Below are 12,876 nucleotides of genomic sequence, written 5' to 3'. Positions count from 1 at the left end.
TAAAGGGATTAAGAAAAGTATAAAGATTAGCGCTCCTGCCTGTCAAATAAACGGCAAATTACCAACTTGCCTCCGACACTGCCTCGCCCTCTCAAAAGGGACCAATTTGATGGGTTCTTAAGTAATAGCCAACAATAAACCCTAATATTAATACAGGAAAAATATATAAAAGATAATATTTTTTTCGTACTCCAGTAACTCGTATAAAATTTAGGTTTGTATAGATCATTAAAGGAACAAGTACGACGCTTATGGATACTGCTATAATCAATCCCAAAATAATTCCGGACCATTCTTCTCCCGCCATATCTGAACAACCCTTGACTAAGCAATTAACCGAATATAAGGCAATTGCCCACCATAAGAAAGCATACATAGAAATAAAACCAAAAATAAAATTAACCAGAATACTTATCCCTATGAAAATCTTCTTCATCGACTGCTCCCAGTGATCGGAATTTTGATAAAAGTTTCCGCAGGCACTATCGCTTTGCGAGCCTCCCCTCAATAAATTTTTACATTTTTACCACCCTCATTATAACAGGAGTCTTTAATCCGGAGGGCAAATCGACGAATAATAAGATTATCCGGTCGTCGCCTAAAGAAAAAACAGGACAGCTGTCTAGTCTTAGCTGTCCCGTTAGTAATAAGCTATTGGTCTTATTCGAATAGATCAGTAACCGCTCCTTTGGCTGAGGAGGAAACCAGTCGTGCATATTTAGCCAGAACTCCGGAATTGTACTTCAAAGGAGGAGCTTGCCAAGCTTCTTCCCTTCTCATTAGTTCTTCTGTTGAAACGGCAAATGAAAGGTCCTGCGCGTCGCTGTCGATCGTAATGATATCGCCTTCGCGCAACAGCGCGATCGGCCCTCCAACCTGTGCCTCCGGTGCGGCATGGCCGACGACAAATCCATGCGAGCCGCCCGAAAAACGACCGTCTGTCAGCAAAGCGACTTTGCCTCCCAATCCTTTGCCTACGATTAGAGCCGTTACCGAAAGCATTTCCGGCATGCCGGGTCCGCCCTTCGGGCCGCAATAGCGTATCACCAGCACGTCGCCTTCCCGGATCTCGTCTCGCATGATCGCTTCCGTAGCCGCCTCTTCGCTGTCATATACGCGTGCCGGTCCGCTGAAGCGCGAAATCTTCATGCCGGACATTTTGGCAATCGCGCCTTCGGGCGCCAGATTGCCCCGCAGAACGACCAGCGGGCCTGTCGGCTTGAGGGGCCGGTCCAGCGGGCGGATAATCGTCTGCTCCGGATGCAGCGGATCGACTTGAGCCAAATTTTCGGCGAGTGTCCGGCCGGTAACGGTGAGGCAATCGCCGTGCAGATAGCCTTGGTCGAGCAGCATTTTCATTACGCCATGCACTCCGCCTACGTCGTTGAGATCCTGCATAACATGAGTTCCGCTCGGCTTCAAGTCGGCTAAGTGCGGCACGTTTAATCGAATCCTCTCAAAATCGTCGTAAGAAAGATCGACACCGACCGAATGCGCAATGGCAATCAGATGAAGAAAAGCGTTTGTGGAACCGCCAAGCGCCATTACGACCGTAATCGCATTCTCGAATGCCCGTTTTGTCATGATATCGCTTGGGTAGATCCCCTTCTCCAACAAATCCAATACCCGTTCGCCGGCTTGCGCACATTCCTCCGCCTTCAGTTTCGATATGGCGGGTGTCGACGAGGAGCCGGGAAGACTCATTCCCATCGCCTCTGCGGCCGCGGCCATCGTGTTTGCGGTGTACATACCGCCGCATGCACCCGGTCCCGGACAGGCAGTGCATTCGACTTTGTGAAGCTGCTCTTCCGTAATCCGGCCATCGTGAAATTGCCCGACCGCTTCAAACGCACTGACGATATCCACTTGTTTGCCGTCCAGATAACCCGGCTGAATTGTCCCGCCGTAGACATACACGGCCGGCAGGTTCAATCGGCCGATCGCCATCAGGCAGGCCGGCGTATTTTTGTCGCAGCCGCCGATCGCGACCAGTCCGTCAAACCGTTCCGCATTCGTAACGATCTCAATGGAGTCCGCAATCGCTTCCCGACTGGGCAGCGAGAACGACATGCCGGCATGCCCCATCGATATGCCATCCGATACTGTAATCGTATTAAAAATAAGCGGGGCTCCGCCGGCGGAGCGTAAACCTTGCTTAGCCGCCAAGGCAAGTTGATCAATGTGCATGTTACAGGGCGTTACTTCGCTCCACGTGCTCGCGACGCCAATCATCGGTTTTTTAAAATCCTCGTCCTTGAAGCCCACTGCACGCAGCATCGCCCGATTCGGTGCCCGATTTGCGCCCTCGCTGATCACATGACTGCGGATTCGCAAGTCTTTTTTGTCTGTCATCTCGTTTCATCCTTCCAAATTTTTTAGAGTACAGCATAGAGTTCGTTCATCGGCCGTATCAGGTTTTGTTTCATCATGATGCCGGCAGCCACTCCGTCCCGCTTCTCTAACGCCGCAATTATGGCGGAATGTTCTTCCACCGATGCGAGCGTTCCCGCGACCGGTTGACGGAGAAACACATACTTGAACCTTCTGATATGGACCTGCAGGGAAGAACTGAAAGAGGCGACATACGGGTTGTCCGCAGCCTCGACAATCAGGCCGTGGAATTGTTCGTCGAGCTCCATTGCACGATAAGGCTGTCCCCCTTCGATCGCTGCGGCAAACTGGACATTAAGAGACCCTAGCAGTTCAAGCTGCTCTGCCGTTACGAGAGATGCGGCAGTCTCGGCAGCCAAGGCATGTAGCGAAGCTAATGTGGAATAGAGATGCAGAATATCATCTTTCCTGATCAGGGTGACACGGGTTTCTTTGCCTGGATGCATCGCGACCAGCCCTTGAATCTCCAGCAGCTGCAGAGCTTCCCGGATGGGCGTCCTGCTGACGGCCAGCGATTCGGCCAACTCGGAATCAATAAGCTTTTCGCCCGGTTCAAGCGTTCCCTCTATAATCCAGCGTTGAATTTGGGCAAGCGCGCGCTCCTTGGCAGTCAGACGGACCGGAGAACTAAAGTTTCTAGGGATCGGCATCTCTAATCATTCCTCAATTAAGGTTATGTATGCAATATATCGCATGCAATATGCATTTGACAAGGAAAAAGATTTTCTTACTTCCTAAAACCTCCCCATTAGAGTCAAGCTAAAAAAGCCCTTATTCCTGTTGTCGAGCCGATTTTCGCTCGCCAATCCGGAAATAAGGGCTGTAGTACAGTTTACGGTGCAATCGGCAATACCGCAGCTCCGGCTGCCTTGCCGTCAACGCCGAGAACTTCGATCTCATCAAGGAAAACCCAGACGTTGACCGGGAATTCAACTTTGACGTAACGAGCGTACACTTTGTCCGCTCCCGCTTTCCCCGGCACACCGTCGGTTATCCCGTTCCATCTCACGAACTGGGCCGTGGCGGTATTCGGAGCCGACGACGGAGAAACGGTGGCTAGCGTGCTCCACGTTTGACCGTTAGTCGAAACTGAAAAAGCGGCGTTCTGCGGGAAATAGATGCCGGGCCCTGTATCCTGAAGAAAATGGGCTCTTATTAGTCCGATCGATTTGTTGCTGCCCAAATCAAATGTGATTGTGCGGCTTCGCTCCGCAGGGTAATCGCTTCCCGCATGGCCCTGCCACTGCCCGTTGCCGTAATCCGTCCCTCCGAACAGGCCGTTCGTAAGTTCATTCCCGGAATCGGGATAGTTGGCGTTAGGCGGCCTTGATAGGGTATAGCTATGACCGAGAACCAGATTGCCAAGGCCCCAGCCGTCGGACCAAGTTTGGATGAGAACTTGGGCATAACTATCAAGCAGCGTTGCCGCCGAAGCCGAGATCAATCCTTGCGCCTGCACGGCCGGGTCATGAATGTGCGCGAGAAAATCCTGCATATACGCAACGGCGTCCTTCGGCTTGTTTTGGTCCAGAAGAATCTGGATAATCTGCAGACGGTATGACAACTCATTGCCGAAAACTGATTGGATTTCGTTCGAAGAGACATAATCCCCGACAAGTCCTGCCATCGTCTCGGGCGTCGGGTTGTTGTCGGTAGCATACTTTCCATTTAAGTACTGGTACAGCCAGTCGTACATGAGACGCAAATCCGGATCCTTGCTTACGCCTAGATTGTATACCGCATTGTTGCCTTGATAATAAGCTCTGAACCCGTTTTGCATCAGGCCGCTTCTGACGCCGCTGTCCAAATATTCGATAAAACGCTGGCGCAGGATGGGGTCCGTCAGCATCCCGTCATCGAACTCGATTTCTTCTCCCATCCCGTACCGCTTCGCATTGTCCGCAGCGTCTTCCAGACGGTCCGGATCCATTCCGCCGAAGAAGTAATTCGGCTGGTAGGCGGCGGCGTCCACTCCGACGTCTTTCCACATAAACATTTTGTACGCTAAGGAGTGAGGAATCCAGAAAACCTTCAAGTTCATGGCATGCACCTTTTCCGTCACTGCGCGAATCATATCCGGTCCCGATTCGGATATCTCGATTTGCTCCGGCATCCAGTACATGCCGACAAGCTCAAGATTGGAGTAAGCGGCGGTCTGCCATCTTTGCTGGACTTGATCCAGCCACCACTGCACCGCTTTTTTCCTGTTGGCAAACGCTTGTTCTTCGCCTACGGCGGAGTCGTTAAAATTTAAGGAACCACTGCCGTCGATATCGCCGAAATCGGTTAAAGATTCCCCGGGATTTGGAATCATTAACACAACCTTGACACGATGAGCGGGCTCGTTCAGCTTGGCTCCGACTTCCTTGGCCGCCTCATTTAACTGCTGCATATCCCCTGTGGCAGCAAACGTTTTATCCAAATACCAATTCCAGTCGTCCAGGTTGGTTTGCCCCAGACCGAAATCGCGACCGGCCGGCGAAGCTATTCCGAGATAGAGAATGCCGTCAAAAAGCCAATCGACCGGCTCGCCGTCTTTATTCACATAGCTGATGTTAGGGATAATCCGTTCTTTGTTCCAATCCCCCAATCCATTCGCGTATTGACCGTTATAGAACAGATTCAGATTCCGGATACCGGCCGTAGCTTCCCCCGGCTCCAAAAATTGCGGCTGCTCGGCAGGAACCTTTACCGCCCCTTCAACCTTGCCGTCCGTACCGATAATTTCGATTTCGTCAATATATTCCGCTAGCGAATGATGCATCGTAAAGGCGACCTTTACATAGCGGGCATAAACCAACGTGCCCTCCGTATTCCCGCCTTTGATGCCGTCCCGGCTGCCCTCCCATTCAAAGGTCTCCTGCCTGGGGGGTCCTCCTCCCCAAAGCAACTGCGTAGCGTTATGGGAAAGCAGTCCCCAATTTTCCTTGTCGTCGGAGACATACATGGATACCGACAAAGGCACAAGAATCGAGTTAGCCGGATAATCTTGAAAAAAATGAGCGGTTATCCTCCCGACCGACTTTTCCTGCCCCAAATCGAATACGACTTCGCGCGTCTTGCCGCGCAGATGCCCCACCCAAGCCGGGTCGTTCTTATCCAATGCGGCGTATACTCCATCTGTAAGCTTGTAGCCGTCATCGGGATGAGAAGCTTCCGGCGCTTCGGACCATTCATACGGGAGACCGGCCGCAAGATTGCGGAAATTCGTCTGCTCCTCTGCCGATGGCGCCTCCTCCTGATTCGCGGCCGCAGCTGCAGCCGGAGAATTCGCCTGGATCGCAGAAACCGGAGTTATCGCCAAAGCTGCTGCCATCAGGATCGATCTCCATTTTTGGGTCGAAATCATCTTGATCAGCTCCTTTTTTAAACGATTCCGTTCTATTTCCCCTTAGCTGCCAGAAACACGTCGATTTGCCGTTGCAGCTCCTGCTGAATTTTTTGGAGTGCGGGACCGGCCTCCGCTTCGAATTTCTTCAAGGTGTCCTCGGTATCCATCACTCCGTTGAATAGCGCAGTATAATATTGCCCATCGACGATGTTGTACTGGCTGACCTCGTTTTGCACCGGGGTACTGTCGAATTCGAAGCCGGCCAAAATATCTGTGGTGAACATATCGGCATTGCGAAGCACGGCATCCAGTTCATCGTTCTTCGGATCGCCTCCTACAACAGTGCGCTCATCGACCGGATTCCACAGCCAGACATAGCCGAATGCATAGTAGCCGGTCGTATCCAGGTTTTTCATTTTGTCCTCTCCTACCGCCTCCCAATGCTTGCCTTCGATGCCGTAAGAGAGCAGGTCGTAGTTCTCTTTCTCATTCGCCCAGTTCAGGAACATCATCGCCCGTTCCTTGTGTTTGCTCACCTTCGGGATAGCGAGGAAATTCCACTGTTTAAAATTGGTGATGTTTGCGCCCTTGTCAGGGTTAAAAAAGGTGACCGTTTCCAGCTCGCCGTTCGGCACATTGTTCTTGATCGTGTTCTTGTGGAAGTCCGAGATGCCGAACGCGCCGTTCGTGACGATTGCCACTTTGCCTGCCGAGATCGGCTGTTGAAAATCCTTCGTCGTCAAAATATCCTTGAAAATCAGTCCGTCTTTAAACCATTTGTTCGCGTTTGCCAGCCACGTGCCGACAGGCTCCCGCTCCTCCAGCAAGTTGTGAACTTTGCCGTCATTGTTCGTGTAATAGAGCATCAGGCTGTTGCCCAATGCATGGGTTGGTCTGACATAGGTTTCGTAATCGTTTAGCGCATGGTGAGCGACAAATGAATACGTGGCGGAGCCTGCTGTCATCGGGATAATGCCCTTCTCTTGCTCTTTCACCTTGTAGGCGAATGCGATCAAATCTTCATAGGTTTGGATCGGCGGTACGCCGAGCTTCTCGCGAATGTCTTTGCGCAAAATGTAAGAGTTGCCGGACATGTAGCTGACGCCAAGCGGAACGGCCATAATTTTGCCGCCGTACTTGTTGTAGTCCCACATTTGTTGCGGCCGTTTGTCCAGCACCGTCTTGCCGTACTCGGCCAACAGGTCGTCGAGCGGTTCATAGAAACCGCTTGCAATCATCTGATTGATGTGCAGCCATGGCGCGTCGAAGATCAGGTCGATGTTTTCGCCGGAAGCGAGCGTCACCTGCGTCTTTTGCGCCAAATCCGACCAAGGCACGAACACGACGTCGAGCTTGACATTGATCGTGTCCTTCATTCGTTTCTCCGCCTCGGCGATGACCAAATCCATATCCGGCGGGCGGTCGCCGGGAATCATAATTTTCAGCGTGACCTCCTCCAGCTTGGCGTTGCTGCTGAGGCCGGCACTGTTTTCGGCCTTGACGGAAGGTTCCGATGGCTTCCCTTCCCCTTCATTCTTGCCAGCGCAGCCTGCGAGCGCGACAAGCGCGATCAATAGCGCGAGCGCAGCGGACATTCGTCTTTTCATGCTTGATTCCCCCTGTGTATTGTTTTCCTACCCTTTTACCGATCCAAGCGTCAAGCCTTTAATGAAGAAGCGCTGAATGAACGGATAGACGAACACGATCGGGCCGATGGTCACGCAGACGATCGCCAGCTGCATGCCATAGGTTGGCACGACGGCATTGTACTGTGTCTGGCTGCCGCTCACATAAGCCATCACGTTCAAGTTGGACATCAGTTGGCGAATCATCATCTGCAGCGGCAGCATTTTGTAATTATCGATAAACAGCAGCGACAAGTACCAGTCGTTCCAATATTGCAGCGCATAGAACAGACTCACTGTAGCGATGGCAGGCAGCGAGATCGGCCAAATAATGCGAAAGAAAATAGAGAAATCATTGGCGCCGTCCACCGTCGCGGCTTCATTCAATTCATACGGAAGCGTCCGGTAGAAAGAGATGAGAATGAAAGCGTAGAACGGATTAAGCAGATAAGGCAAAATGAGCGCCCATATCGAGTCTTTCAGATGCAGCCAGTTGGCGATCAGCATATAGAAGCCGACCAGCCCGGCGCCGAACAGCATCGTCAAGAAGGTCAAAAACGATAAAATGTTGCGGTACTTCACCCTCCGATGGCTCAGCGTATAGGCATAGGCGGCTGTCACCAGGACCCCCATCGCCGTGCCGACGGCCGTTACCATAATCGTAATGCCGTAGCTGCGGAACACCTGTTTGCCGGAGAGCAGAAATTCGTACGCCTGAAGGCTGAATTTGTCCGGCAGCAGCTGATAGCCCGCCGTTTGAAGAAGCGATTCATCTGCGAATGAGTTGATGAACACGATCCAGAACGGAATGAAGCAAAATAGCGCAAACGCGATCAGCACCGCGTACATCAAGACAAGAAACAACCGTTCTCTCATATCGATCACACCTTAAATCCTCTAGAATAGTCTTGAATCCGCGTCCACCTTGCGCGCAATCGCATTGAAGATCAGAATTGTGACCAAGCCCATGCAGGATTGGTAGACGACGACGGCGGAGGACATGCTGAAATTGCCCAGCTGCCGCAATGCACGGTACGCATACGAATCGATGACATCCGTCGTCGGAAACAGCACGCCGTTGTCTCCGATAATTGCGTAAATCATGCCGAAATCGCCGTAGAAAATGCGGCCGACGCCAAGCAGCGCCAATACCATCACGATCGGCCGCATAAGCGGCAGCGTAATGTAGAGCATCTGCTGCAGCCGGCTTGCGCCTTCGAGTCTCGCGCTCTCGTAATATTCCGCGGAGATGCCCGTAATGACCGCCATAAAAATAATGGAATTGTATCCGGCAATCTTCCAGGCGCTGATTACGGTCAGGATATACGGCCATACGCCGGGCGTGAGATACCAGTCCACGCCTTCGAAGCCGACAGCGGCAAGCGTGCGGTTAATGAGCCCTTCCGATGTGCTGAACAGCGTTAGCGCCATCATACTGACGACAAGCCATGAAATAAAGTAGGGTAAAAAAATAAACGATTGTGCGATTCGCTTGAACAGCCTATTCCGGACTTCGTTCAGAAAGACGGCCAGCACCACAGCGCTGCCCAGGCCGGACACGAGAAACAGCGCATTGAGAAATACGGTGTTCAGCGTCACGCGCAGCCAGTCTTTCCCGTTAAAGAAAAACTCGAAGTTCTTAAGTCCAACCAATTCGCTTCCCCATATTCCATCCGACAGCCGGTAATTCTGGAAGGCGAGCAGGTGCCCGAGCATCGGCAAATACGCGAATACGACCAGAAACGCGATGCCGGGCAGCGCCAGCAGATACAAATATCTGTTTCGCGACAGCTCGTGCACGAACGCCCCGCCTAACCTTCTCCGTTGCTTCAAACAGCGTTCCTCCTTTCTTGTTGGCTTATTGGTTTCGAACGACGTCATCGTAGCATTCGCAATGAGAATCCGCCTAGTTCTCATTGGCCTTATTCGGTTCTCGACCCGCCGATTTGCGGACTTCGGCAGGTTATCATTTGACCGTCAAGTTCGTAATCGACCGCAGCACGCTAATTCGCCGAGTTATCGGCCGTCCGCCCCAGTTCCGTCCGCCCTCCTGCCATGCTGTCGCGGTACTGGGTCGGCGTCATGCCGGTCGCTTTTTTAAAGGCAGTAAAGAAGTGGCTTTTCGTCTGAAACCCGGATTGCTCTGCTATATCAGTGACTTGCAGGCTCGTTTGCTCCAGCAGCTCTTTGACCTTGCCGATCCGCTCATTCAAAATAAAATTCGATAACGGCATGCCGTATTGCTCGTGAAATAAGTGGCGAACATATTTGCCCGTCAACGCAACATGATCCGCGATCTCTTCCACGGACAGCATCGGGTCATGAATATGGTAACGAACGTATTCGATGATCTCCTCGATCAGCTTTTCCTTGCGGTTGAAACCCTTTCTGTCGCTAAGCAGCCGAATGATCCGGCCTGTCTCCTCCTTCAGCCATTCCCTGACATCGGCCAGCGTGGAAAACTGCCTTAAGTGGTGTTCGATCCCTTCGACGCTTTGGATGGACGTCATTTTGCTGAACGATTTGACAATCGCGAACAGCAGCAGCTTTAGCTGGAATTGGCACTCGGTATATTTCATCGTCTGCAAGCGCACGAACAACTCGTCCAGCATCGTCAGCGCCTTCTCCTCCTTGCCGCCGCGAATGGTCTGGATCAGGCTTTCGTACACAGCCTCCTCAATCGGAGCCTGCAGATCGGCATAGCGTTCAAAGTCCTGTTCGATATAGATTTTGTCGTCGCCGCTAACAAACTTGAACAAAGTCAATTCATTCATATCGTCGTATACTTTGCGCAAATCGTCATGCACGCGGCGGGCCTCGCTTTCCGCGATCGTGACGTCCAATTTGACGTAGGCGGCCACTTGCCGACGCAGCTCTTTCAGTTCTTGGGTCAATTCGGGATCAGGCGAAGAACTGGCCGAGCCAACGATCACAACGAGATGGTCGGAGCCGAAATCGACGACCTCGATCGACCGTTCCGGCCGGCCCAGCAGTTCCTCCGCGATATTGCCGATGGCATATTTGAGCAGCTTGCGCGAGACAAAATCGTACTGCTCGGACAGCTCGTAATAGGAATCGATTTTGACGACGACCAATCGGATCCATTCGTAGTTCAGCAGACCGGACTCGCGGACAATCGCCGCTCTGGCGCTATCGGTAAGCCTGCCCTGCAGCAGCCACTGTCGCAAGTATTCGGTCTTGATTAGCGGATAATGATCGCGAAGCATGACGACGCCCTTCTCAATGACGCCGTAATCGTTCTCCCCCTTCACGCCCAGCATCCGCTGCAATTGGTCTGCCAGCCGGCGGAATGGCCCGACGAAACGCCGCGAATTCCAATAGGCGATCAGGAGAAGCGCCGCAAGCAGCAGCAGTGAACAGGCAATAATGACGGTTTTGAACGCATCGGCCTTCTCCCGGAATTGCTTCATCTCCGTTACGGATACAAGAGTCCATCCCAGCGATTCAAGACGGGCATAATTGACGAACGTCTCCCCTCCGGCACGGTTCAGCTCGAAGGATCCCCGCTTCGAATCTGTCCGGATGTTACGGATGCTCTCCTCGAGCCGCTCATCCGATTCCCCCAGAATCAGCCTGCCCTGGTCGTCTACAATCGAGAGCAGCGCATCCGCCCTTCCGCCGCCCGAGATCAAATGCTTTTGCAGCTCCTTCTTGTTGAACAAGACGACAAGATACCCGTCGCGATTTTTCTGTATGGGAGTCGAAGGAAGCTGGAGCGCCAAATACGAGTTCTCCCCTATCCGATGATCAAAGTAGCGGAGGAAGGACCCGGGATTGCGCTCGATTCTCTGCAGCATCGGCTGATCGACAAACTCCCCGAACGGGAGCAGTCCGACTTTGGAATCGATAACCTCTCGTTTGCGCACGCTGAATAAGTAAGCGGATTCAATAAAGGGCTCATTGGATAAGTATTTGGTCAAAACCCGCATCGTACCGGCATTTTGCAGCAGATTATCGGCGGACGCATAGATCCAGCTTTGAACGGCCTGGTCTTCGTACATATTCAGGCTGTACCATTTCAGCTTGTCCAGCATAAACTGCGTTCGCTCTGCCATTTCATCGATGCGGTCCTGATTAAACGTTCCCATTTGTGAGTATGCGAAGTGAGAAAATCGGTTTGCCAGAAACAACGAAAACGGAATAATCGTAATGGCGAAGAAAATGCCGCTGAATACAAATATGCGCCAGGATGTCGATCTGAACATAGCTGTTAACCCCTCTCCCTCTTCGTCGTTAAAGGTTCTCTTTTGACTGGTACGTTCTATCTTAGAGCACCCTTTTCGGGTTTGCCTAGTCCTCATTTGTCCGTCAAGTTCTGGTTTTCCGTTTATGCCGTGCAATCGGGGATGACAACTGGTGGCGTTGGAAGATACGGGGCCGGCGAAGTGCCGTTATTCTGGAAGAGGAAGGAGAAACTTATATTTTGATTTTATGATATCATAAGCATCGTACATAAATTATTCCAGTTAGAAAGGGGTAAGGCATGGCAAATATCGAGCACTTGCAAACTGTACACGCTCCAGCATCGAAGGTGTATGAAACGCTAACCGCCGCTGAAGGACTGTCGGAAATATGGACCAATGAGCTCATTGTCAATAACCAGATTGGCTTTGTTAATGAATTTCGATTCGGCAGCGATGATGTAACTAAGATGAAAATAGAGGAATTGATCCCTAATAAAAAAGTCGTTTGGCATTGTATAGATTCAGATGCAGAATGGATTGGTACGATGATTTCCTTCGATATTGAAGAGAAGAACGGGAAGTCTTTTCTTACTTTGCGTCATATGAACTGGAAAGAAGTAACGCCATTTTATCGCTCCTGTAACTACAACTGGGCTTTTTTCCTTTATAGTCTCAAATGCTATTGTGAAGATGGCGAAGGTATCCCCTATCATAAACGTAAGTTTTAACACTTTATGTTGTACTGTCAGGGCTGTCTCATAATTGACTTATGAGCAGCCTCGCTTTATCTCGATTAATGTTTTGTGGGGATGTATCTCCTTCCTGTTGCCTGCTCCATCCCACAAAGTAATTCAATTACTTTGCGGGGACCCCGGGTTGGACTCATGAAATCGGAATAGGTTACTCGTAACAAGGAGATTTCACGATACTCCGCTCCTCCAGGAGATACATCCCAATGTTGCCAAGATGAAGCTTGTCGCTCCACGTTCCCTGCGAATAAATTGTGCTTTAGTGAACCCGAGCTGAGGAGAGGAGTGAGGCCAAAAAAGTACCTCGACTCCACCTGAGCCCCGGAGTAAAGGCCAAAAAAGTGCCTCGACTCCACCTGAGCCGCGGAGTGAAGGCCAAAAAAGTGCCTCGACTCCACCTGAGCCGCGGAGTAAAGGCCAAAAAAGTCACTAGTCATGCATCAAACCTAACATGAAAAAAACGATCTCCATAATTACCTGTATAAGGAATATTATGATTGTTTTCTCGTAGCCAAACGCATTAAAGCTCCTTTATTGTAGAAATGACGCGTTATCCATCATTTCTTCAAAAAAGG

General features: G+C 51.3%; 9 protein-coding genes. 1 reads left to right on the top strand and 8 read right to left on the bottom strand.

Translation table 11 applies throughout. From position 1 onward, the window contains the following. Nucleotides 1–91: 91 nt before the first annotated feature. From DFP98_RS20440 to DFP98_RS20405, 8 genes are all read right to left on the bottom strand, one after another. Nucleotides 92–436, bottom strand: coding sequence for a hypothetical protein (locus tag DFP98_RS20440; protein ID WP_116062465.1), 345 nt, complete (start codon nucleotides 434–436; stop codon nucleotides 92–94). 224 nt (nucleotides 437–660) lie between these two features. Then, nucleotides 661–2,352 (bottom strand): dihydroxy-acid dehydratase, encoded by a 1,692-nt coding sequence (ilvD, locus tag DFP98_RS20435; RefSeq protein ID WP_116062464.1) that lies wholly within the window; start codon nucleotides 2,350–2,352, stop codon nucleotides 661–663. Nucleotides 2,353–2,375: 23 nt separating this feature from the next. Continuing rightward, nucleotides 2,376–3,041: a GntR family transcriptional regulator gene (locus DFP98_RS20430; protein WP_116062463.1), complete on the bottom strand. Its 666-nt coding sequence runs from the start codon at nucleotides 3,039–3,041 to the stop codon at nucleotides 2,376–2,378. A gap of 182 nt (nucleotides 3,042–3,223) precedes the next feature. After that, on the bottom strand, nucleotides 3,224–5,740 hold the full coding sequence (locus DFP98_RS20425) for a DUF4855 domain-containing protein (RefSeq protein ID WP_246016618.1): 2,517 nt from the start codon (nucleotides 5,738–5,740) through the stop codon (nucleotides 3,224–3,226). A 32-nt stretch (nucleotides 5,741–5,772) separates the two neighbouring features. Continuing rightward, a complete protein-coding gene (locus tag DFP98_RS20420) occupies nucleotides 5,773–7,329 on the bottom strand; it encodes an extracellular solute-binding protein (protein WP_116062462.1) in 1,557 nt (518 codons plus the stop codon). A 27-nt stretch (nucleotides 7,330–7,356) separates the two neighbouring features. Further along, nucleotides 7,357–8,223, bottom strand: coding sequence for a carbohydrate ABC transporter permease (locus DFP98_RS20415; protein ID WP_116062611.1), 867 nt, complete (start codon nucleotides 8,221–8,223; stop codon nucleotides 7,357–7,359). A 21-nt stretch (nucleotides 8,224–8,244) separates the two neighbouring features. Continuing rightward, on the bottom strand, nucleotides 8,245–9,180 hold the full coding sequence (locus DFP98_RS20410; RefSeq protein WP_116062461.1) for an ABC transporter permease: 936 nt from the start codon (nucleotides 9,178–9,180) through the stop codon (nucleotides 8,245–8,247). 170 nt (nucleotides 9,181–9,350) lie between these two features. Continuing rightward, nucleotides 9,351–11,573: an AraC family transcriptional regulator gene (locus DFP98_RS20405; RefSeq protein WP_116062460.1), complete on the bottom strand. Its 2,223-nt coding sequence runs from the start codon at nucleotides 11,571–11,573 to the stop codon at nucleotides 9,351–9,353. A gap of 278 nt (nucleotides 11,574–11,851) precedes the next feature. Between DFP98_RS20405 and DFP98_RS20400 the strand changes: the two genes are divergently transcribed. Beyond that, entirely contained in the window at nucleotides 11,852–12,280 is a 429-nt protein-coding gene (locus DFP98_RS20400; RefSeq protein ID WP_116062459.1) for an SRPBCC family protein, read from the top strand. Nucleotides 12,281–12,876 lie beyond the last annotated feature (596 nt).

This window comes from Cohnella phaseoli (assembly GCF_003386235.1).
GTDB lineage: Bacteria > Bacillota > Bacilli > Paenibacillales > Paenibacillaceae > Cohnella > Cohnella phaseoli.
The sequence above is the reverse complement of the archived record's forward strand: the minus strand, read 5'-3'. Positions and strand labels throughout refer to the sequence as shown.